At 38.7% G+C, this 23,544-nt stretch carries 22 protein-coding genes; 6 read left to right on the forward strand and 16 right to left on the reverse strand.

Translation table 11 applies throughout. The features are described 5' to 3' along the window. Positions 1-28 precede the first annotated feature (28 nt). Genes SOM16_RS21990 through SOM16_RS22000 form a run of 3 tightly spaced genes read right to left on the reverse strand, consistent with a single transcriptional unit; the run spans position 29 to position 4,086 of the window. Positions 29-1,063, reverse strand: a complete 1,035-nt coding sequence (locus SOM16_RS21990) for a response regulator (RefSeq protein ID WP_320466149.1) — start codon at positions 1,061-1,063, stop codon at positions 29-31. Positions 1,064-1,086: 23 nt separating this feature from the next. After that, positions 1,087-2,274, reverse strand: a complete 1,188-nt coding sequence (locus SOM16_RS21995) for a PAS domain-containing sensor histidine kinase (protein ID WP_320466150.1) — start codon at positions 2,272-2,274, stop codon at positions 1,087-1,089. 30 nt (positions 2,275-2,304) lie between these two features. After that, positions 2,305-4,086, reverse strand: coding sequence for a hypothetical protein (locus SOM16_RS22000; protein ID WP_320466151.1), 1,782 nt, complete (start codon positions 4,084-4,086; stop codon positions 2,305-2,307). A 237-nt stretch (positions 4,087-4,323) separates the two neighbouring features. Between SOM16_RS22000 and SOM16_RS22005 the strand changes: the two genes are divergently transcribed. The 3 genes from SOM16_RS22005 (at position 4,324) to SOM16_RS23295 (ending at position 5,692) form a co-directional block, all read left to right on the forward strand. Continuing rightward, positions 4,324-4,524: a YtxH domain-containing protein gene (locus SOM16_RS22005; protein WP_320466152.1), complete on the forward strand. Its 201-nt coding sequence runs from the start codon at positions 4,324-4,326 to the stop codon at positions 4,522-4,524. A 170-nt stretch (positions 4,525-4,694) separates the two neighbouring features. Next, positions 4,695-5,387 (forward strand): DUF421 domain-containing protein, encoded by a 693-nt coding sequence (locus SOM16_RS22010; RefSeq protein WP_320466153.1) that lies wholly within the window; start codon positions 4,695-4,697, stop codon positions 5,385-5,387. 86 nt (positions 5,388-5,473) lie between these two features. Then, a complete protein-coding gene (locus SOM16_RS23295) occupies positions 5,474-5,692 on the forward strand; it encodes a DUF6965 family protein (RefSeq protein ID WP_414692287.1) in 219 nt (72 codons plus the stop codon). On the opposite strand, the gene SOM16_RS22015 is transcribed toward SOM16_RS23295, so the two are convergent. Together SOM16_RS22015 and SOM16_RS22020 are read right to left on the reverse strand one after the other, a co-directional pair. Then, positions 5,647-6,060, reverse strand: a complete 414-nt coding sequence (locus tag SOM16_RS22015; RefSeq protein ID WP_320466154.1) for a hypothetical protein — start codon at positions 6,058-6,060, stop codon at positions 5,647-5,649. The two genes, SOM16_RS23295 and SOM16_RS22015, sit on opposite strands and share 46 nt — an antisense overlap. Positions 6,061-6,145: 85 nt before the next feature. Beyond that, positions 6,146-7,150 carry an LLM class flavin-dependent oxidoreductase gene (locus SOM16_RS22020; RefSeq protein ID WP_320466155.1) on the reverse strand — a complete coding sequence of 335 codons (1,005 nt, stop codon included), beginning with the start codon at positions 7,148-7,150 and terminating at the stop codon, positions 6,146-6,148. Between the two features lie 310 nt (positions 7,151-7,460). On the opposite strand from SOM16_RS22020, the gene pta reads away from it, so the two are divergent. Continuing rightward, positions 7,461-9,551 (forward strand): phosphate acetyltransferase, encoded by a 2,091-nt coding sequence (gene pta, locus SOM16_RS22025; protein WP_320466156.1) that lies wholly within the window; start codon positions 7,461-7,463, stop codon positions 9,549-9,551. 6 nt (positions 9,552-9,557) lie between these two features. Further along, entirely contained in the window at positions 9,558-10,754 is a 1,197-nt protein-coding gene (locus SOM16_RS22030; RefSeq protein ID WP_320466157.1) for an acetate/propionate family kinase, read from the forward strand. Positions 10,755-10,833: 79 nt separating this feature from the next. Here SOM16_RS22030 and SOM16_RS22035 read toward each other — a convergent pair whose 3' ends face one another. After that, positions 10,834-11,310 (reverse strand): DinB family protein, encoded by a 477-nt coding sequence (locus SOM16_RS22035; protein WP_320466158.1) that lies wholly within the window; start codon positions 11,308-11,310, stop codon positions 10,834-10,836. A 102-nt stretch (positions 11,311-11,412) separates the two neighbouring features. Here SOM16_RS22035 and SOM16_RS22040 point away from each other — a divergent pair, with 102 nt between their 5' ends. Continuing rightward, a complete protein-coding gene (locus SOM16_RS22040; RefSeq protein WP_320466159.1) occupies positions 11,413-12,495 on the forward strand; it encodes an aminotransferase class V-fold PLP-dependent enzyme in 1,083 nt (360 codons plus the stop codon). Between the two features lie 78 nt (positions 12,496-12,573). Here the strand turns inward: SOM16_RS22040 and egtD are convergent, their stop codons facing one another. The 10 genes from egtD to SOM16_RS22090 all read right to left on the reverse strand — a co-directional run bounded on the left by egtD (position 12,574) and on the right by SOM16_RS22090 (position 23,396). Then, positions 12,574-13,551 (reverse strand): L-histidine N(alpha)-methyltransferase, encoded by a 978-nt coding sequence (gene egtD, locus SOM16_RS22045; protein WP_320466160.1) that lies wholly within the window; start codon positions 13,549-13,551, stop codon positions 12,574-12,576. Between the two features lie 6 nt (positions 13,552-13,557). Beyond that, positions 13,558-14,706, reverse strand: coding sequence for an ergothioneine biosynthesis protein EgtB (gene egtB, locus SOM16_RS22050; protein ID WP_320466161.1), 1,149 nt, complete (start codon positions 14,704-14,706; stop codon positions 13,558-13,560). Further along, positions 14,706-16,277: an ABC transporter permease/substrate-binding protein gene (locus SOM16_RS22055; RefSeq protein WP_320466162.1), complete on the reverse strand. Its 1,572-nt coding sequence runs from the start codon at positions 16,275-16,277 to the stop codon at positions 14,706-14,708. The genes egtB and SOM16_RS22055 overlap by 1 nt, the downstream gene beginning before the upstream one ends. Then, positions 16,270-17,226: an ABC transporter ATP-binding protein gene (locus SOM16_RS22060; protein WP_320466163.1), complete on the reverse strand. Its 957-nt coding sequence runs from the start codon at positions 17,224-17,226 to the stop codon at positions 16,270-16,272. The genes SOM16_RS22055 and SOM16_RS22060 overlap by 8 nt, the downstream gene beginning before the upstream one ends. A gap of 4 nt (positions 17,227-17,230) precedes the next feature. Beyond that, positions 17,231-18,613, reverse strand: a complete 1,383-nt coding sequence (locus SOM16_RS22065) for a mercuric reductase (RefSeq protein ID WP_320466164.1) — start codon at positions 18,611-18,613, stop codon at positions 17,231-17,233. A gap of 182 nt (positions 18,614-18,795) precedes the next feature. After that, positions 18,796-19,074 (reverse strand): SelT/SelW/SelH family protein, encoded by a 279-nt coding sequence (locus SOM16_RS22070; protein ID WP_320466165.1) that lies wholly within the window; start codon positions 19,072-19,074, stop codon positions 18,796-18,798. A 199-nt stretch (positions 19,075-19,273) separates the two neighbouring features. Then, positions 19,274-20,110 carry an alpha/beta hydrolase gene (locus SOM16_RS22075; RefSeq protein ID WP_320466166.1) on the reverse strand — a complete coding sequence of 279 codons (837 nt, stop codon included), beginning with the start codon at positions 20,108-20,110 and terminating at the stop codon, positions 19,274-19,276. 112 nt (positions 20,111-20,222) lie between these two features. Beyond that, complete coding sequence (locus SOM16_RS22080) at positions 20,223-20,609, reverse strand: DoxX family protein (RefSeq protein ID WP_320466167.1); 387 nt, start codon at positions 20,607-20,609, stop codon at positions 20,223-20,225. 84 nt (positions 20,610-20,693) lie between these two features. After that, positions 20,694-22,787 carry an FUSC family membrane protein gene (locus SOM16_RS22085; protein ID WP_320466168.1) on the reverse strand — a complete coding sequence of 698 codons (2,094 nt, stop codon included), beginning with the start codon at positions 22,785-22,787 and terminating at the stop codon, positions 20,694-20,696. Positions 22,788-23,033: 246 nt separating this feature from the next. Beyond that, positions 23,034-23,396 (reverse strand): response regulator transcription factor, encoded by a 363-nt coding sequence (locus SOM16_RS22090; RefSeq protein ID WP_320466169.1) that lies wholly within the window; start codon positions 23,394-23,396, stop codon positions 23,034-23,036. Between the last annotated feature and the right edge of the window lie 148 nt (positions 23,397-23,544).

Consider the following 23,544-nt stretch of genomic DNA (forward strand, 5'->3'; position numbering starts at 1 on the left):
TACTTTTATCAGAAATAGAATAATGATGTCACTGTTTTACATTCCGTAATTTACTAATCGACAAGATATTGATCGCGTTTCCGGTCTTATCAATGAGTTTTTCATCTTTAAAGTCTGCGAGCATTCTGCTGATGGTTTCGCTGGCTGTACCCACCAGCGCCGCTAAATCATCTCTGGAGATTTTGATGGTACAGCTGTCGCTTTCCGCACCACCGAATTTCTCGGCAACCTGTAATAATGCCTCTGCCACACGTTTCCGTACAGAAGAATATGCCAATTGCAGCATTTGCTTTCCCTTATCCTGAACGCTTTCAGACAACAAGGCAATAAATGTTTTAGATACGGCCTGATGACTAAGCAGGTACTCCAGGAAATCTATTTTTGGAATCTGGATAATTTCTGATGTGGCAAGTGTAGCTGCATTTTCATTATAAAGCACACCGTTACAAAGGCTTTCATAACCAAAGAACTCTCCATCATGAAATAACCCAGATGATAATTCCCGGCCATCTTTAAATCGCTTATAAGTCTTCACCTGACCTTTTACAAGGTAGTAAAGATGCGTCGGCTCATCTTCTTCTACATAAATGATTTGTTTTGGCGAAACCGATCTTACTTTACCTTTTGCTTTAAGTTCAGCCAAAACAGCCTCTACACTTCCAACAGAAGCACCAATCGTTTTAGATTGCTGTTTCTTTTTAAACCTGCTTTCAATAGCTTTAAAAAGCTCAAGATCATCAAAAGGCTTGGTTAAATAATCATCAGCCCCCATTTCCATCCCTTTTCTCATGTCTGCCCGTTCGGTTTTAGCGGTGATGAAGATGAAAGGAATATTGGCTGTTTGCGGATTTTTATTAATCAGATATAACACCCCGTAACCGTCGAGTTCAGGCATCATGATATCGCAAAGAATCACATCAGGCAGGTGCTTCAAGGCAAGGTCTACACCAATTTTGCCGTGCTTTGCCGTATAAGTTTCGTAGCCAGCCAAATCAAGCACTTCTGCTGTCCCTTCCCGGATATCGTCATTATCTTCTATAATTAGTACTTTTTTACTCATCATAATATTATAAAATGATAGCTGGTTTATTTAGATGGAAAGGTAAGCGTAAAAACAGTTCCTGAATGTTGTTCACTTTTGCAGGTCACTACACCATCCATCAGGCTCACATATCGCCTAACAATGTTTAGTCCCAATCCAGTTCCCGGAATATCTCCTGTATTGTGCGCCCTGAAGAAAGGCTCGAAAAGGTTATGCTGATCAACATCCGGGATCCCAATCCCGTTATCCTTCACTTCCAAAATCAGCTCTTCATCTTTCAAAATGGTATTGAATTGTATTAAAGTATCTTCACCAGAATACTTTATTGCATTTGATATTAGATTGATTATACAGTTCTTAAGTAAATTTTGATCAAGCAATACATTGGCCCTGGTGCCGGTATGCTCGTAAATGATGTGCTGATTCTGTTTGGTCATTAACTGCATCTCTTCGGCAATTTCTTCTGCAAAACTAATGATATTAAACACCTGTGCTGTGGCCTCTACCTTACCGGCTTCGAGTTTCTCGAGCGATAAGAAATCATTCAGAATGGTTGTGAGATTATTAATCGAATTTTTGATTTTGGCCGTATGTTTTTCTACGTTGGCGACATCCTGTTTTACCGTATATTTATCAATCAGCGAAGCTGATAATTGCATGGAACTTAATGGTGTTCTAAATTCGTGCGAAGCCATAGAAACGAAACGTGTTTTGAGTTGGTTTAATTCTTTCTCCTTCTCAAACAGTGCACTCATATTTTCTTTGGCCATTTCCAGTTCAGAAACCAGTTTAACAAGATCTTTTGTTCGTTCTCTAATCTTCACTTCCAGTTTTTCGGTGTAGCTTTTAATCTGTTCCTCATTAGCCTTTTCTTTCGAAAGATCATGAATAAAGCCAGTATAAATTTTACGATCGCTAAATTTTACTTCACTTACCCCAAGCCTGAAAGGAAAAGTAGAACCGTCTTTCTTTTGGCCATGCACTTCCCTGCCAATCCCGATAATATGTTTTTTCCCCGTTTCATTATAATTATGGATGTATCCATCATGTCGAAGTTTATCTGGTGCAGGCATCAGCACTGACACGTTCTTTCCTACTAACTCTGCCCTGTCATAGCCGAAAAGCATCAGTGCGGCAGGATTTAAATGTTCAATAATTCCCTTATCATCAATGGTAATGATTCCATCAATTGCATTCTCTATAATTGCATCTAAAAATTTCGATCTGTCCATTTTGCCTTTTGTGTGGCTATAAATATAAGTTTATTCAATCCGTAGCAAATCTAATCGCTCTTTTGAAATATTCAACTGAGTTTGAATCAAATCTAAGGTTTGATCAGCATCATCTGTGATTTCGTTAAAAAGCCTTTTGTAATAAGAAATCCCTTCACAAAGTTGCAATTTAAAATGATTGAGTTGCTTCTTCTTTTTATCAGTGAAATCGTTGCACACTTGTTGCAACTCACCTTGCAGATAGTCAATATACAAACCCAGTTCCTTTACAAAAAAATGTGGCCGCTCAATTTTTTCAAGCAAATTTAACCGACCATAGATATGTCCTACCATCTCTTCTAAAGAATAAATCCCCGAAAAATACGCTAGATTAGGTCCGGGGCATATTGCTACTGCTTTACTTTCTTTAGGTTTACTGATCTCATATTTAAGGTAAGTAGATGAACACAATCCTTCGCACAAGCATATTTTTTCTGTCACAGCCTCAAATTGTTCTTTAAATTCTTCCGCTGTTAAACCCAAAGATTCCAACTGCTTGATCTTTAAATGCTGGTATTTTCTGGATGCCGTACAAATGGCCTGCTCTGTAAACTCCGTATTGTTGCAAAGTAACTTTTTGGTGCAGGGGCTTCCCGGTCTGTGTTTTTCTATCCGACCTAGCCGTTGCCCTTCTATGCTGCTACTTCTAAAATTGTTAAATTGAATGCCCAATGGCGAAGAATTGCTTAAATAAAAATCTCTTTCAGTTGCATTAGCTAGTGTATTTAACGTAACGTCATCAACATTAGTCACTTCTGGTACTAACAAAAAAGGACTTCCCCATCCTGTTGCATCCAGACCATAATGGTGGATCAAAAACAGATTCTCTTCGGCAGTACCAATTCCGCCTTGCACGGTAATCCGTTGCCTTGGCAGGTCTTTCAAATTCAAATCTTTTTGCTGCAATGCAGGTTGATAAAGCGCAAAAAGTTCTTGCAGCATCTCTTCCCGCTTCACTTTAAATTCTTCCAGAATTGGTCCGAGTAAATAGCCTTCAGTAGCGAAAGCATGCCCACCGCAGTTTAAGCCAGATTCAATTCTAAATTCCGAAACCCATAAACCCTTTTTAGCTAAAAATTTTGCCTGAATTAAAGCCGACCGAAAATCGCTTACTTTCAGAATGATTTTCTTTTTCATCTTACCTGATTCATCAGGAAAAAAATCTCCAAACTGTGCAAGGTAGCTGTATAAACGTGGGTTCATTCCTGCAGATAAAATTACCGATGAGGAAAGTTCGCTTTTTGCAAAACCGCGTAAAGCGGCAAGTGCATCCGTATTTTCATCGCCTGCAAATTCATTTTCCACGAAATTCATCTTGTCTACTTTGGCCATAATGTTTACGTCTATGGCACCAGATTTAATTTTATTCCGCAATACGTGCTGAAACCTGGCTTTATGTTCTCCTTCGGGATAATCCATCATCAGTTCATATCCGTTTTTTAAACTGGATCCTTCGGGCAACAGTTCAAAATACTTGCAGATGTCGCTTCCGGCATCGAATGCCTGCTTTTTAATTTCCGCTACCTGACTTGCAATGGCATCGCTTAAAAAATTCAAATAAGTGGTAATCCTGGATGCCCTGCTATCGGTTGAAGATTTTGGGATGGGCGAAAAACTTAGATTCATCTTCCGCATATGGTATTCCCTGATTCGCTCAATTAATTCATCATCTACGATAGACAAAACAGAAGAAATACCGTATCGGGCAACTTTTAAGGGAGTGTCTATAGAATATCCCAGACCTAAAACCGGGATATGAAAGGTATGTGGCATAGTAATTTCTTTAATATACAAACCTATTTAATACATCTAAACCAGTAGCAGATGTTCATTACCTTATAATATGATGTGGATCACTTTTTGCAAATTAAGCTTTGATAAATTTTCTTTAACACCCCATTACCCACTAAGATTTAAAACTTAAAAAGCCCGAAAATTAAAATCAGAAAGTTGTATTATTTTCTAAAACCTTTAAGGCACGGTGCTGTTTTTAAATGAAAAGAAAAAGATATGGGATTTTTAAAAACAGCATTGATAGGCGCTGCAGTTTATGCAGGCTTTAAATACATCACCAAAAAGGATCCGATTACCGGAAAATCGGTAGTGGATGATTTAAAAGAGAAGGCACCTGAATGGAAAGAGAAGGCCAAAGGTTATCAAAGAGAATTTGAAACGAAGTTCCAGAACGTAGAAAACGATTTGACCAGATGACTGTCTGCTTACAGGGATCGTGATCGCCCAACAGATCGTTATTTATTTCTGTAGGCATCAACAAAAGGGATTTGATTTCAAAACCCGAATAACTGGCAAAGATTTAAGGAACAAATGTTCATTAAGCCTTTGCCAGTTTTTGTTTACCTTTAAATTTAAAATCAAAGAAATTGCTGGATATAGACTGGAAACAATTCCTAATTGGAGAAGAAAAGTTTGAATTTTTAATTGAGATTGCACTCCGTACGGTGATCATGTATTTCATCATCCTGTTCGGATTGAGGTTATTGGGAAAGCGCGGAATCCGGCAGCTTTCGGTTTTCGAACTGGTTGTAATTATCAGTCTTGGCTCTGCAGCCGGTGATCCTATGTTTTACAAGGAAATCGGACTCCTTACGCCAGTTGTAATCTTCCTCGTTATCGTCGGCTCCTATCGCCTTACCACCTACTTAACCGCAAAGAGTGAAAAAATAGATGATTTAATAGAGGGGAAAAGCGTATACCTGGTTCGGGATGGAAAATTTAATATAGAAGATTTTAAAAAAGAAGCACTGGCAAAGGACGAATTTTTCGCAGAGCTACGGCAGCAGAGTGTTTCGCACTTAGGCCAGATTGAAGCTGCCATACTGGAAACCTCCGGCACATTGAGTGTATATTTTTATGCGGATGAAGAAGTTAGATTCGGATTACCCATCCTCCCGGATCTTTTTGAAAGAAGACTTGAATTCATAACAGCCGAAGATCATTATGCCTGTTCCTTCTGTGGAACGGTAGACAAAATAGCAACCAATGGCAAACACACTTGCAAAAAATGTAGAAACCAGGAATGGGTTAAGGCGATTAACAGATGCAGAGTACGCTAGTATTTTACTTGGCTGAAAATTAAGCTAATAAAAAATAGATCAGCTCTGCTCATCATTACCTCGCCCACGAATTGTAAATTTGCAGCATGACCTTACAAGAATTACAGCAGCTGGAAGATTTTTTCACTCATGCAGGCAAACAACAGGTGCCCATCTATCTTAACGAAGCTACGGTGATTACCGATTATGATTATTTTTTGGAAAGTCATTTTTTACCACTAAAACAAAATTTAGATTCGAAAGTCAATCAGCCGCTCCTTCATCGCCTAAAAATGCTGAAGCTGCTGGTTGAAGCTAACGCCTGATTATTCCTTTGCCTGGTAATCCGCTTACTCCAGTTCCCTGATGCAAAACTTGCCGCTACCAATGCCGTACCTAAAAATATACCCTGAATGAGCAATGACTTGTTTTTACGTTCAATGCCTTCAAAAACAGTATATGCAGCGATTGCTCCAATCCCAACCAGTTCTATTACCCTTTTATTTTTTGTAGCGGGTGTATTTCTTGGAGAAAATGCGATCCGCATTAATCCATCTACCAGACGCATATTTTTAGCGACAGTGTTTTTAATGCCGGGCTTGGTTGCGTGAATGCCTAATCCATGTCCAACAGCCTTAATCCCCTCAAACATAATTCCTTTTCCAAATCGATTAGCAGTATTTCTTTTCATCATAGATCATTTAAAAAATCAACAATAAAAAAAGAGATAAGGTTTTGGATAGTTTTATATCTGCAAAAGAACTAAATCAGCTATTACTCTATTTAAAGATCTCTGAAAACAATTTATTAGAATGGAGTTTAGCCTGCTGATCATAGATATGCGAAGTACTCATTACCTCGTTTACACCGTATTTTTCAACAAAAGCCTCCAGGTTCAGTTTAATTGTTTCTTTACTGCCGATAAATGAATAATAAAGCATTTGTTCCACCGCTTCCTTTTCCATCCGATCCCAATAACCATTAATATTTTCAAATGCCGGTTTTAACAACTCCCGCTTGCCTGTGATTACACCTAGAAACATGCGTTTCACTGAACTGGATAAGAAATCTGCTTGTTCATCCGTATCTGCAGCAACCACATTTACACAAGCCATAACATAGGGTTCTTTCAAAAATGCAGATGGCTTAAAGTTATTTTTATAAATAGAAATGGCCTGCTCAAAGTAAGTTGGGGCAAAATGGCTTGCAAAAGCATAAGGCAATCCTTTTTCGGCTGCTAGCCTGGCGCTATCTGTGCTGGAACCTAAAATCCAAATTGGAATCTCCAATCCTTCACCCGGAATCGCCCTTACATTAGAACCGCTATTATCTGCAGAAAACAATCGTTGCAGGCGTTCAATATCCCGTGGAAAATTATGAGCAGCATTAAAGTTCTCCCCCCGGATAGCCATGGCTGTAACCTGATCTGTTCCTGGCGCCCTCCCCAGTCCTAAATCAATTCGATTTGGATACAGAGATGCCAAGGTACCAAATTGCTCTGCTACTATTAATGGTGCATGGTTAGGTAACATAATACCACCAGACCCCACCCGAATGGTCTTGGTACCGCCAGCGATAAAGCCAATAAGAACGGCAGTCGCCGAACTGGCCACACCTGCCATGTTATGGTGCTCAGCAAACCAATAGCGGTTATAACCTAAACTTTCTGATTGTTGTGCAATTTCTAAACTGGTTTTAAAGGTATCGGCAGCATGATGGCCTTCGAGCACGGTTGCCAGATCAAGTACGGAATAAGGTATATTTTTAAGGGAATTATGATTCATTACAATAGATTTTAAATTAATCAGGTTACAAAAGTATTCTTAAAAAGACCAAGTAACCGTTTAACAAAACATAAATGACTTACGGGTGATTGGTCAAACTGAAATTTTTATTTTCAGTTAACAATTGTCTTTAAAGGCTACCCCCCATCAGCTAAATCGCAATAACTTAGGTTAGATTTTAATGCGTTGAGATTGGGGGATCAAAACTTTCACAATTCTTTTAAAACTGGATGGCTATTTTATTTATTTAAAAAATTTCCAACTATATTGGCACAATTTCGTTAATTGTTCAGATCCTTCTTTTCTATATATGACTAAAAATATCTTTATTGCATCTGCCGAACCCTACACTGGAAAATCAGTGATTGCGTTCGGTATGATTAACATGCTGCTTGCCAAAACGCAGAAGGTTGGTTATTTTAAACCTATTATTGCACAGGAAGATCCCGATAAGCGTGACGAACATGTGGAAGCCATGCTGGATTATTTCTCCCTTCCGGTGAAGTATGAAGACGCCTTTGCCTTCACCAGACAAGATATGCTACAGCAGTCCGATGATCTCGGCGCCATGCTCAACACCATCATCAGCAAGTATAAAAAACTGGAAGATAATTACGATTTTACAGTGATTGAAGGTAGTGATTTTCTGGGCGAGGGAAGTGCTTTTGAATTTGAATCAAACGCCTTAATGGCTAAAAACCTTGGTGCTCCGGTTCTCATCGTGGTTTCAGGGAAAGGTAAATCAGCCAGTCAACTGTTTAAATCTGCCATTAATATCTATAAAAACTTTTTGCTTCGCGATGTTCAGGTATTAGGTGTAGTGGCCAATATGGTTAACCCAGAGGAAGCCGAACGCATTAAGCAGGCACTCACCAATCAGTTACCATCAGAATTGCTGATTGCGGTAATCCCAGTTGAAAACGGATTGCAAAGCCCTACCATGAAGGAAATTACAGCAGCTTTGGATGCTGAAGTATTGTTCGGTGCCGATTTAATGGATAACCAGGTGGATAATTTTGTTACGGGTGCAATGATGTTGCCTAACTTCTTGAGGCACATTAAAGATAACTTGCTTATCGTTACCCCGGGTGACCGTGGCGATATTATTATTGGTTCGTTACAAGCTAACTTATCGGCAAATTACCCTAAAATAGCCGGGATTGTACTCACCGCAGGAAGTTTGCCTGATGAACCCGTAATCCGCTTGATTGAAGGTTTACAGACCATTATTCCAATTATTTCTGTACAAAAGGGCACTTTCGAAACGACTACCACTATTGGTTCTATTCATTCTAAAATCACCATAGATAATAAAAAGAAGATTGAATTGGCAATTGATATTTTTGAAAGGCACGTCGACCTGAAAGCACTTGATGATAAGATAATCACTTTCAGTTACCAGGGCATTACCCCTCACATGTTCCAATACCAATTGGTGAAATGGGCTAAACGGGAGAAAAAACACATTGTACTGCCAGAAGGAAATGATGAAAGAATTCTAAAAGCCGTAGAAAAGTTAATCGCACAAGATATAGTGGAAATAACTTTACTTGGAGATCCTGTGGAGATTGGAACTTCGATTAAGCGTCTGGGTCTAAATCTTGATGTAAATTCAATCCATATTCATAATCCTGCGCATTCAGAACATTATGACAACTACGTAGAAACCTTACATGAACTTCGGAAGGCTAAAAACGTAAACATGGAAATGGCAAGAGATATGATGACCGACGTTTCCTATTTCGGCACCATGATGGTGTATAAAGGAGATGCAGATGGAATGGTTTCTGGTGCGGTACACACCACTCAGCACACCATCAGGCCAGCTTTACAATTCGTTAAAACCAGGCCAGGTGTTTCAGTGGTATCCTCTATCTTCTTTATGTGCTTGCCTGAAAGGGTAGCTATATTTGGCGATTGTGCAGTAAACCCAAATCCAACTGCACAGCAATTAGCAGAAATTGCCATCTCTTCTGCCGAGAGTAGCGCAAAGTTTGGGATCGAGCCCCGAATTGCCATGTTATCCTATTCTTCCGGAACATCAGGCGAGGGCGAAGATGTAGAACGCGTACGCGAAGCCACAGCAATTGTTCGGGAACGTTATCCGGAACTCAAAATTGAAGGTCCTATTCAGTACGATGCAGCGGTAGATCCAAAAGTTGGGAAGCAAAAAATGCCAAACTCTGAAGTGGCCGGACGTGCAAGTGTGCTGATTTTCCCAGATCTAAATACAGGAAACAACACTTATAAAGCGGTACAAAGAGAAACAGGTGCACTGGCCATTGGGCCGATGTTACAAGGTTTAAACAAACCAATTAACGATTTAAGCCGTGGCTGTACGGTAGACGACATTTTTAACACCGTTGTGATTACGGCAATACAATGCCAGGATATAAAATAAGCATACATGAATACTTTAGTAATTAATTCAGGAAGCAGTTCTCTTAAATATCAACTTTTTAAAATGCCCGTAAAATCGCCCATTTCAAGTGGGTTGGTTGAGCGGATTGGTATCGAAGGCTCTTATATTAAACATACCGTTTTCAAAGGAGACGAAAAATTTGTAACAGAGAAATCTGCCTTTATAGCAGATCATGGTGAAGGCTTAAAACAGGTACTATCCTTATTAACTGAAGGAGAACTTGCTGTGATTGAGTCACCAGATGATATCCATGCTGTTGGCCACCGGGTTGTGCACGGCGGAGAACATTTTTCTGGCCCTACGCTAATTACAGAAGAGGTAAAGGAACAGATTAGAAAACTTTTCTCCCTCGCTCCGCTTCACAATTCAGTTAATTTAAAATGCATTGAAGTAGCAGAACAAACTTTTCAAAATGCCGAACAGGTCGCAATATTTGATACGGCTTTCCATCAAAGCATTCCCCAACAAGCATTCCGTTACGCTATTCCTGAACGCTATTATAAAGAAGAAGGAGTCAGGGTGTATGGTTTCCATGGCACCAGCCATAAATATGTGAGCGAACAAGCCATTCAGTGGCTCGATAAAAAAGATTCGAAACTAATCAGCATTCACCTTGGGAATGGTTGCAGCATTACAGCCATTAAAAACGGAAAATCCATTGATACAAGTATGGGTTTTGGTCCGCTTAGTGGATTAGTAATGGGTACAAGATCTGGCGATATTGACCCATCAGTTATCTTTCATTTGATCGAGCATGCAGGTTATAGTCATGAACAGTTGAGCGCGCTATTTAACAAACAATCTGGTCTGCTGGGTGTTGGCGGCTCCAGCGATATGCGGGATATTCGCAAAATGGCCACTGCTGGAGATGAAAATGCACTACTTTCATTAGCACTATATGCCTACCGGATCAAAAAATTTATAGGTGCTTATGCAGCCGTATTAAATGGAATTGATGCCATTATCTTCACCGCTGGCGTTGGTGAAAACGACAGGGACATGCGCGAAGCGGTTTGTACAGAACTCGGATTTTTAGGTATTGAAATGAGCCTTGATAGCAATAGACAATACAATGGTGGCTTAATGGATGTAAGTACAGATGATTCAAAAGTGAAGATCCTGATTATCCCAACAAATGAAGAGTATGAAATTGCAAGCCAGTGTTATGGTTTACTGCAATAAACAAAAAGTTTTAAAATTTATTTTGCGATCGCTATTGAGGCATTATTTATGAATCAACAGCGATCGCTATTATCCTAAGCTAACTTTTCCAGATCCCCAACAATCTTCTGAGGACTACAATTTCCGCAGTGTGGTAGGCATTATGATCAGCAATTTGCAGGGCTTCTCTTAACACAGACTGACCATCACCTTCGGGAATTGCTTCATAAATATCAGCCGAATCTAGCAGCGCAAGAAAGTTTTGTAAATCTTCATCTATAGCTTTCAGGGTTTCTTCCCATTCCTGCTCACTAGAAGGTGCAGTTTCTTTAGGCCAATAATCATCTGGCCATGCCGGCGATTGATGCGAACCATCCTTACTGAATTCGAGCATATCCCATTGTGCTATTTTAATATGGCTTACCAATTGCCAGATACTGTATGGCAAGCCATGTGGTCTTTCTCCAAGCGATTCAAAAGGCAAGTCTTTAACAGCATCTTTGAAACCTACATGGGCACCGCCACCATTTAGTAGTTTTTTGAGTTCATCTATTAAAAACTTCGTTTGCTTTTCCATTAATTGTGAATTTGTTTTTTATAGTAACAACCCTAAAACTTTAAGGTTTGTCATAAAAAGGAGCAGCATTTTGAAAACAAAATATTTCTTCTATTTTTGGGTATGAACCTAGCTGCTTCCTTTCCTATCTTCGAAAAATACACCTATCTAAACACTGCCAATTCCGGTATTTTATCTACTGAACTTGCACAATGGAGAACTGATCACGACCAACTTTTTGTTAATGGGGGAAGCGCTTTCAGGATGGAGCAATCACCAGTTATCGAAGCACTACGAACGAATATAGCAGATTTTTTCAAGGCAGATCAATCCAACGTTTTTCTTACACAGAATTTCTCATTGGGCTTTAATACTTTGCTTAATGGCTTACCAAAAACACATCGCTTTCTATTATTAAACAATGAATATCCTTCTGTAGACTATCAGGTTATCAGTCGTGGCTTTGAGCACTTTAATGTTGATATTGATGAGCACCTGGAAGACAATGTTTTGGCCGCTATTGAAAAATACCATCCAACTGTTTTCGCCTTTAGTGTAGTACAATATATTAGTGGCTACCGTATAAATCCGGAGTTTATCAGAAAATTAAAACATACCTATCCCGATCTATTGCTGATTGGAGATGGAACACAATTCTGCGGTACCACTGATTTTAACTTCAAAAATTCAGGATTGGATGCATTGATTTCCAGCGGTTATAAATGGCTTTTAGCGGGTTATGGAAATGGCTTTATTTTATTATCAGATCAACTATCAAATCAACTTTATCAATTGCAAAAAAACAGCCAGCTGCCTACCGCTCCATTTCTTAAGGGAAAAACACACCTGGCGCTCTGTTTCGAACCCGGGCATTTAGATACGCTGAATTTTGGTTCGCTGCATGAAAGTTTGAATTTTATTCGGAAAGTCGGAATTATAGAGATAGAAGAGAAAACGCAGGCACTTTGTAAACTAGCCAGAACACAACTTCATGATCGAGGCTTACTGCCAGATTACCTGGTTGATCAACAATATTCATCTACCATTATGAGTATGCCATTGAAACAGGAAGTGGTCGACAAACTTGGCGCAGCAAATATTCTATGTTCACCAAGAGGTGCAGGAACCCGGATTTCTTTCCATTTTTACAATACTAAAGATGACTTACAAAAGCTTTTAGATGTGCTGGATGGAAAGAAAATCTAAGATCATTACTATTTAATTAAAATGCAACATTTTAGATTCGCTTCCCCCTTAACCGTAGATCTTAATATCAATCAACAATTACTCGCCTACCTTCCATACCGTATCGACGAAATATTTCTGATGATCGAAAAAATCAGCAGTTGGTGTAAATCCGGTTTCCATAGCCAGATCATTGATTTCTTTCAGTGAATATTTCTGCGAAATTTCCATGTAGATGTGTTCATTCGCCGCAAAGCTTATAGTTTCATCGCCAATATTGACTACCTGATTCTTTAAACTAACCAGGTAACTCTTACATGCACCAGTTTCTGGATCGTAACTGGCGTAATGATCGAACTGATCAACTTCGAAGTCGCCATCAAGTTCGCGGTTGATACGGCTTAGTAAATTCAGATTAAAAGACTTGGTAATTCCAGCAGCATCATCATAAGCAGCTAAAATTTGACGCGGATTTTTCTTCAGGTCAAAGCCAATGATTAATAAGTCTTCTGGTGATAATTCATTCCTTAACGCTTTACAAAATTCCTTTGCTTCCGCAACATCCATGTTGCCAATATTTGCACCCATAAACAACAATATCTTGCGACGACCTGATAAGCTTTTTGCTTTCTTAACCATGGCAAAATAGTCACCGTTTAAACCTTGTACCTTTAAATCAGGTAGTTTTTTAGGAAGATTTTCTTCTAAGTCTTCAATTACGTGTTGAGAAATATCAATCGGCAGATAAGAAAATTCAATTTGTCGGTTGAGCAATGTTTTTAACAAATGAACTGATTTAGTCGCATCACCAGCGCCTAATTCAATGAGATCGAAGGCACCAGAATTTGAAACCATTACATTAGCTAGTTCATCCGTTTGATGCTGCAGAATTTCCATCTCCGCATCAGTGAGGTAATATTCTCCCATTTCCATAATCTGCTGGAAAATTCGATCCCCAGTTTCATCATAAAAATATTTAGAACTTAAAAACTTTTTCTCGGCCATCAGCCCATTTAAAACATCATTTAAAAATGGTGACGTAGCCGAAGTAATTGGTGTTGAAGTAATCGTACTCATGAAAATCTATTTTGCTAATCGAATGCCTGTAAACTGCCACCTTAAATGTGGATGAAAAAAATTCCTGTAGGTAATGCGTCCATGGCCTTTCGGGGTGGCTACTGAAGCACCGCGAAGCACTTTTTGGTTTACCATGAACTTACCATTGTATTCGCCGATTGCTCCCGGCGCTTTACTAAAACCTGGATACGGGAGGTATGCACTTTCCGTCCACTCCCATCTTTTACCCCAGTTAAACTGCTGCGCAGCAACCTCCCACTCAAATTCAGTTGGCAGGCGCATGCCTTTCCAACTGGCAAAAGCATAGGCTTCATAGTAGCTGATGTGTGTTACAGGATAAGCAGGATTTATTGGCAATAAGCCTGCGTAGGTGTAATTAAACCACTCACCATTGATTTCATGCCAATACATTGGTGCATTTATGCCGTTCTTTTGCACCCAATCCCAACCCTCGGCATGCCAGTAATTGAAATTCGTATATCCCCCTGCTTTGATAAAATCTAAGTAAGTTCCGTTATTTTCGGGTTCTGTGCTGATCTGATAATCCTGCAAATAAACCTTATGTTTGTTTAACTCGTTATCAAAACAGAAACCCTCTCCCTTAAAACCAATCTCATAAACTCCTTCATTTATTGTTATCAGATTGGCCTGATTTTTTATCTCCTCATGTTCTTTCCATTCCGCAGAATAAACAGGAAATAGCGGATTGTTCCCTAAAATGTATTTAATATCAGTAAGCAGAAGCTCTTGATGTTGCTGTTCATGATTAAAGCCCAGAATTAAAAGTTCGGTTATTTCTTCAGTTATTGAGTGGCTTAAGAAATTAGTCATCGCTTCATCAACATAGTGTCGATATTGATAAATTTCGTTTACACTCGGCCGACTTAAATTTCCACGATCAGTGCGAATTACCCTTGCTCCAACCGTTTCATAATAGCTGTTGAATACAAAATTATATTCAGGATTGTATTCGCGATAATTTGCAGCATGTGGTTTGAGAATAAAAGTTTCGAAGAACCAGGTAGTATGGCCCAGATGCCATTTAGGTGGGCTCACATCCTCAACCGGCTGAACCACATAATCTTCAGTTTGCAAGGGCTCACAAATTGATTCAGTATATTTCCTGATGCTCAGGAATTGATCAATTAAATTCATTAATTTTTATCTAGATATTGCTGTAATGTTGTTATAGTAGTAACAGCAAGATCATTTGATTGTTTTCTCCGCATCATTAAAGCGTAGGAATTATTAAAACCTATTGGTTTAAGCCATTTAATTTTAAATTCTTCTGAAAACTTTTTGCTTACGTATTGATAGGTACGGTCTTTATCTTTCGTAATATTTTTAAAAACTTTTGGATCTGGCTTAAGGAGAACCAACAAACCTGTGCCCGTATATTCCGGATAAAAATCAATCTGGTCATTTGTTAAGGCATCAAAACAAATCTTCGTACCGCCCAAGCCGGTTTTTGTGGCTACACCATAATCGGTGTTCCCCTGAATTAACATCCGATACATTTCTGCCAGGATATATTGCTCTCCAAAAATTTTAGAGCCAATCCTGATTACACCTTTTTTGCCTCCTGTAGGAGATTTATATAAGCCATTTTTAATTAGAAAATCTTTTGCCACACGTTCAGGCGTTTGCTTAAGGTAATCTGTTCGGTAATTTAAATCTGTCATAATCGAATCGGTAATCTTCCCTGCCAATAGATTTAATACGTTTTCTAGTTTAGGAAACTTTTTCAAGGATGCTTCCCTAACGATTGGTGCCGCATAATATGGCGGAAAAATTCCTTTATCGTCCTTTAAAATTACGAGGTCAAATGCTTTTAAACGGCCATCGGTGGAATAACCACTAATTACATCCAGTTCTTTTTCAAAAGCGGCTTTGTACATCACCGCATCACTAATTACAATGGTGTGGATTTTTAATCCGTATTCCTTTTTCAAACCCAAATCCCCATCTTGTCTTCCCATAAATTCTGGCGTAAAGCCAGCGGTAAGCGAACTGCCATAAGCGCTTGGCAACAAATAAAAACCACCTAAAATCAAAAACAGAACGGGAATTGCATACAAAAACCTCTTAATTTTTTTGAAATCCACCTTTTGAATAATTGCCAAAACAGCATCAAGAATAATGGCTAACAAAGCCGCAGGAATTGCACCTGCTAAAATCATGTTAGTGTTATTAAGCGATATTCCACCAAAAATAAATTCGCCTAATCCTCCTGCAGCAATATAGGATGCTAAGGTAGCCACACCCACATTGATCACTGTTGCCGTACGAATTCCAGCCAGAATTACAGGCATGGCAATGGGTAATTCTACTTTAAATAAAATCTGCATTTTGCTCATGCCCATCGCCATGGCCGCTTCTTTGACTTCGGCACTTATACCAGAAATTCCAGTATAGGTATTTCTGATAATGGGTAATAAGGCATAAATTAATAAGGCCACAATTGCAGGTTTAGCACCGATTCCGAGTAAGGGAATCATAAAACCCAATAACGCGATGCTCGGAATGGTTTGCAAAATCCCGGCAAAGGCTAAAACTGAAGCAGAAAGTTGTCGTTTCCTGGCAATTAGTATCCCCAGTGGCAAACCTATAGCTACTGCGAGGAAAAGCGAGATAAATGTTAATCCAAGATGCTGAAAAGTTTGATTCAGCAGCTTATCAGACTGTTCGGACATGAACTGCCATAAATTTTGTTGAGTTTCATCCATGTAACTGAGCAGTTTGATAGCGGGTAAATGCAGCATTCAGGGTATTTACATCAATTGATTTATGCTTAGCTGGTTCATCACAAAATTTCATTTTGTTTATACCAGAACGAAAATAACTTAAGGCTTCCCAGATAGTTAAATTCCCATCAACTGGTTTGGCATCTTCCGACTGTTCTTCCGGTAATTCCATCCACAAATCTTTCAGTGTAGTAATTTTGAATTCAAGCGTGATGCGTTCGCTCTCCATAAAATCCTTAACAAATTCGTTTACCGGGTGATACAATAATTCTTTTGGTGTTCCAATCTGGATAATTTCACCTTTATTCATTAAACAAATACGATTTGCCAATTCAAATGCTTCCTGAACATCATGTGTTACCATTACAATGGTTTTACGATTTAATTCTTCTAATGCTTTAAATTCTTTTCTGATGCTGGCACGGGTTACGTTATCTAGAGCGCCAAAAGGCTCATCCATCAGTAAAATAGAAGGATCTGCAACTAAGGCTCTTGCCAAACCTACCCGTTGCTGCTGCCCACCACTCAACTCATGTGGAAAAAGATTCAGGCAATCTGCAGGAAGATGAAGTTTACCCAGCAATTCAATTGTTCTTTGCTGTGTCTTTTTATTATCCCATTTTAGCAACTGTGGAACCGTTGCAATGTTTTCACCTACGGTGTAATGCGGAAAAAGACCATTGTTCTGCATCACATAGCCAATTCCTCTTCTTAAGATTTCCTGATTTTCACTGACTATATTTTTTCCATTAATCGTTATTTCGCCAGCATCGGGTTCAATCAGCCGGTTAATCATTTTTAGCGTAGTGGTTTTGCCACACCCACTGGTACCCAAAAGAACGAGATTTTCGCCCTCATTCACTTCAAAGGATACTGATTTTACCGCTACTGTATCTTTGAAAGACTTGCTTACCCGATCTAATCTGATCATATGCTTATTTATGGATTTTCATAAACAAATTATTTAGTGATTCTGTATAAGTTGGATGGGCAAACACACCATACCTGATTTGTTCAGCAGTTATTCCGCCTTCCATAGCCATTTGCAACACAGACATAATTTCGCCACCTTCTGAAGCGAGAATACCAGCACCAAGAATCTGATTTGTTTTCGCATCTACAACTGCTTTCATCAATCCTATTGTTTCGTTGGTTTCTATCCCTCTGGCTACGTTTTTCATCGGCAATACTGCCACTTCATAATCCAGTTTCTGTTCCTTAGCTTGTTTTTCAGAAAGCCCTACCCTGGCCAGTTGCGGATCGGTAAACATACAATACGGTAGCGCTCTGTCTTTGGTGGATAAATCTGTGTTCTCAATCAGATTGCGGTAAACAATTGTATAATCATTATAAGCAATATGTGTAAAGGCAGGTCCACCTTTTACATCTCCGAGCGCATAAATGCCCTTTATATTGGTTTCTAGTTTATCGTTAACTAAAATATGGCCATGTTCATCTGTTTCAACCCCACAATTTTCTAATCCTAAATCCTTCGTTTGAGGTGCCCGACCAACAGCAACTAACAAATGGCTCGCTTTTATCCTTTTATCTTTTTTACCAGTTGTTTCCGAAATTTCAATGTTATCGCCCTTCCAGCCGATATGATTAATCTTCACACCAGTAATCACATCTATCTTCTCTTCTTCCAAAAATTCAGTAACTGCTTTAGAAATGTCATCATCTTCTTTCGAGAGGATCATAGGTGCTTGTTCTAAAATAGTGACTTTGCTACCAAAACGGCTAAACATCTGGCCAAATTCCAAACCAATATAATTTCCACCGATAATTACCAGATGCGCTGGAACTTCTTCCAAATCAAGGATAGTGGTAGAGGTTAAGTAGTCAACATCATCAATCCCTTCAATATCTGGAATAATTGTCTTGGCTCCGGTGTTGATGAAAATCAAATCTGCAGATAGCTTTTCTTCCGTTCCACCCTTGCACCTTACCAGAATCTCCTTTTCACTGATAAAACTTGCCTCACCCATGTATAACTTCAAACCTTTGGTTTCTTCTATCCCATTTTCAGCGCTTTCTTTAAAAATTTCTACAATACCGTCAGCTCTTTTTTTGATCTTTTTCAAATCAACGGTAACATCACCAACCATTACGCCAAGTTCTGAAGCTTTTCTAGCCTGATATGCAGCTTTCGCAGAGGCGATCATTGCTTTTGTAGGTGTACATCCGTCATTAATACAGGTACCGCCAACATATCGTTTCTCTATTATTGCTGTTTTTTTCCCAGCTTCAGCCATTTTTTTTGCAAGTGGAACCCCTGCCTGACCAGCGCCAATGATGATCGCATCGTAGTGTTTCATATTTATTGTTTTAGCCCGTCGGGAATAAACTGCATTCACAGCCATTCCTGAACAGAGATATAACTTCAAAATCAAATCATTGTTTGCGGAAGCTGATTCAATTCAGGAATGCTTTATTAGAAAACAGCATTTTTAACGCTATTTATCATATGCTTAGTCAGGAATCTTTAAGAAAAAGATATTTATCGATCGGTGTGTCCGAGATTCATTTCCGGATCTATATGATCACGCACTAATTTTTTAAGTTCTTTTATTTCTGGAAAGCGACCTGCTTCTTTCCTGTCAAAGATTATCTGATCATTTATTGAAATCAGAAACGTTCCGCTTAACTCACTTGGAATTAAAGTTACCCCCTTCAGTTGTTCTGTAAAAGTAGTTAAAAGCTCTTGTGCCATATATGCAGACCGAAGCATCCATCCACAACGCGGGCAGTACTCTATTGATATCAAAGGCTTTATCATTTATGTTATTTTTGGAGTGATTGATTCTCGCTTTATAAATTAGCTATCGCTAAGATGAAGAAAGCATGAAGATAATTCTGAAACTTAAATTTTATTTGGAAAGTAATCATGAAACTGCTACTTTCGTCTCGAGAGCGTTAATTTAGATACGGGCCGGAGGTAGTTTTACCTTTGGCCCGTTCTTCTTTTACCAGTTTTTTCATTGCTGATCCCGGTTAAAATATTTGCTGAAATAGAGCATTTGATAAGCAATAGCATTTCCCCAATAGGCGAAATTGTGTATTCCCGGACGAATAATAAAATCGTGTGGAATATTTCGATCCAACAGTTTTTCGTGTAGCGCAACATTTACCTTGTAGAAAAAATCACCTGAACCACAATCGATAATAATAGAAAGCTTATTCGGCGTTAACAAATGCGTTAAATTCACTACACTGTTGTTCTCCCATCGTTCAGAATTTTCACTGTATTTCCCTAACCTTTTAGCAATGTTCCAATTTTCAGGAAAAGGACGAAGGTCTACGCCCCCACTCATACTTCCGCAGGCACCATAAACATCCTGGTGGCGAAAAGCCAGGTATAACGCACCATGACCACCCATGCTTAAGCCCGTAATTGCACGGCCGGAACGATCTTTTACTGTGGAATACTTTTGATCGATATAACTCACCAGCTCAGAAGAAACGTAAGTTTCATATTGATAGCTTTTATCAATCGGACTATCAAAATACCAGCTGGTTATGCCGCCATCAGGACAGACTACCATAATCGATAGTTCATCGCTTAAGCGCTTAACGGTTTCCGGATCGGGTGTCTGCTTCACCCAATCAGAATAGTTTCCTCCAGCTCCATGTAATAAATATAAGGTTGGAAATTTCTTTCCGGTAGAATAAGAATCTGGCTTAACTACCACTGCCTTGATTTCTTTTTTCATCACTTTGCTGTAGGTAGTTATGGTATCAACACTTGCAGAAAAGGCAACAATTGGAAATAAAGTTAACAGCACAAAAAAGCTGTAAAGCTGGCGTAATTTCATATTTATATACTTCGTTTATCAAATATAACAAATTGAACAGCCAAGCCTATAGCCATATTGAGTTTTAGAAGCTAATAATAATTAGATATTATCCATGCGCAGATCTAAATATTTATCTCTTTGTGCTTTTCCATGCCCAGTAAATCAATACAGGTTGAAAAAATAATCTTGCTAATCTTTTGTTATCTGTATTCAGACCGAAGCCATCTCTTCTATTGGTATATTGTGCTACATTACCTGGAAAGACTCCTACAAACAGTGAGGCTGCCAGAATGCCAACAGCAGATCGGTATTTCTTAGGCGCTACAACCAGCGCAGTACCTAAAGCGATTTCTACAAAACCTGAATATACAACGGTATCATCTTTTTTTAATGGAACCCAGTCCGGAACCTGTGCCTGAAATCCTTTTCTGGCAAAAGTTAAGTGTCCAATCCCAGCTACGATTAATCCAGCACCTAAAAGTACATGGGCAGTATTTTTAATTTGTTGCGTATCCATAATATATCTTTATCCGATGTACAAATACCATTCCATTGATCGATAAAACATAAACTTAAAAGATGAGGATCGCCTGAAAAAATATTAATTAAAATAGGATTTTAAACGCCCGGTAAGCATGCTGAGTAACATTTTAGAAGGAATCATACTTTGCTTCTCTTCAATAAGCGCAGTAAGATCTACCGATGATGCAGATGCAATACAATGATCAAGATCATTTAAACATTTTTCAAAGGCTTCGTTAGTCACAGCGTAATCTACTTCCTTCGCCAGCGAGAGTGCAGCGATTGCCCCGTTAGATTGATAAATTAGTACCTGGATATCTTCCAATCCACTTAAATCTATCGCTCTTGCAAGAGGCTCTTTTTTTATGGATTGTAAGGCCTCACTTAAAAAAGCAAAGCTGATATATGCATCTTTTCTGGCAAGCTTGGTTCTATAATGATAGTTTAAGAACCCTTTACGCTCAGATACGACGCAAAATAAATAATGGCGGCTTGCAGCAAGGCAATCCGCAATCAGTGCCTTAATTCGTGGAGTTTCCCAGATCGGAAAGATAAAAATAGAAACATAGGAAAGTCCACAGCCAATTAATGTAAATAATAATCGATCACTGATAATTTGCGAGACATGGCCATGGTATACATTTAATGCCAAAACCACCATCACTGTAACACAAGCAACGCCCCACATGTAATGCGTGCGGTTGAAAAGGAAAAAACCCATTAAGCCTAGTGCAGCTAATCCCAATTGCAGGGAAACTGATGCAAAAGCAAGTAAAAGGCCAATTAGTAAACCAAGTAATGTACCCCATAAACGTTGGGTATTGCGTTTTCTCGTCAAACCGAAACTAGGTCTGTTTACAATAACCACTGTTAATAAGAGCCAATAACTATAACGCTGATCTGGAAATAGTAGCGTTGGCATAATCGCAATCAGACAAAGAAGACTCAAACGAAGTGCGAATCGGAATACAGGTGAACGGAAAGAAAACTGAGAAAGTACATTTTGCCAGTTAAATGGAGGCTCTGGAATAAAATCTTTATAAACCTCTGTCTCAATAATAGCTGTATCGGGCAAAGCTGATGAGTAACCAAAAGATAAGCGCTCTACAATTTCTGAAATATCTTGCAAGTTTTTAGCTATTCCGGAAAGTAAATTCCCTTCTTCCAACGGCAGTAAATCCGAAATCGCCAATAACTCACTTATGCTGTTCTGAATATGCCGTTGTGATATCCCATCGGAAACATAAGATTTAGTATTGGAAAATTGCACAGCACTATATTCCAATTTCGCAGAGAGTTGAGAGATGATTTCCAATATTTTAGGCAAGGTGTTAGATGGTGCCAAAGCCATTCGGATTTCTCCATAATCGTGATGAATTGCGGTTACCTGTTCATAAAGATCGATAATATCCAAGGCAGCTGCCAGTAGCTTTTTGCCAGATCTATTTTCAGCAGACATCGCGATGCGATCCCTGAGTAACAAACTTCTGATCAGTTCCTGCCTTGCATTTAATTTCAAATGAAGAGTAATGTTCTGTGCATTGAATTCGCGAAGATTGATTCCCTCCTGATAGGCACTAGCACGCAATTCCATTAAAGCTACAGTACCCTGAATAGCTTCAAAAATGGCGTGGTGCAGCGACCGGTATGGCCATAGATAAATCTGTGTAAGGCTAATTAAGGTATACCAGGCAGCGCCGATAACAATGTAGCCGCTAAAAACTAAGGGCTGTTTCGGATGAAGACCAAGTGTAAAAGCAATCAATGCAGTGCCAATCAGGCCGATTATGGAAAGTCGATTTCCAAAAACAGAAAGCATAGAAAACAAAAAGGTGATTACGACCACAGATATTGCTACAATGTAAGGATTGGCAAGGCTTAATGAAATGATAAATGAGGTAACACCCAAAGATAAAATAGCTGCAACTGCACCACTCAATTTATCTCTCCTATTCCCTGGAAGATCACATAAACTCATAAACATCGCACCTATGCTTATGCTTATACCAGCAACGAGTTGCCCAAAATAAGCTAAAATGATCAGTGGAATAATGATGGCAAATGTATTTCTCAGGGCATCAGTCAGGTATTCACTGTAACGAATTCGAATTGCAAACCCCTTTAGTCGCGCATAGTATTTCGTCAAAAAAATTTCGTTATTTCTTTCGCTCATTAATTGGACTGCAAACTTAATTACAATAATTGTGATTTTAACAATCAATTTTGAATGTTAATGATATATCCCGCGAAATAAAATTATGATATTTATAATAGTGGATTAATCTAAAGCTAATCTATGTCGTGATTCTTTCAATGTGTTTGTTAAGCATATTATAGTTTTAATAGCTTATTTTTTGGTCTTTAATGAATCAGGTAGCCAATGGATGTTTAAAATATTAATTATTCTCCCTGAGTGGGTTTAATGAATTTGTGCAGAAATCCGTTTAACAAAATCATCTATTTCAAATGGCTTGTGAATGTAATCATCAGCGAAACAACGTTTATTGATCTCCTCATTAGAAAAATTAGCAGACATCATAACAACAGGCATACATGAAGTTACTGGCGATGACTTTAACTCACTGCAATAATCCATTCCATTGCCATCAGGTAACATTACATCCAGTAAAAACAGATCAGCGGGTTTACCTTTTGCTAAACCAAATCGAAAAGCAGCAATATTTGGAAAAGCAAATACTTCATATTTTTCTTCCTCTAACAGAAGGGACACAATCTCTCTGATATCATCATTATCTTCTAACACATAGATGCGCTTTTCCATAGTATTCAACGTTTTCACTATTTACTAACCAATAACATACCGTAAAGTTTTAGTATCCAGGGAAATATTTTAAAAGGAAAAATCAAAACATTCCTTCATTTTAGTGACAAATATCTTCTGCCAATTGCAAATAATAATTCTCCACCCG

Source organism: Pedobacter sp. CFBP9032 (assembly GCF_034045265.1).
Lineage (GTDB): Bacteria > Bacteroidota > Bacteroidia > Sphingobacteriales > Sphingobacteriaceae > Pedobacter.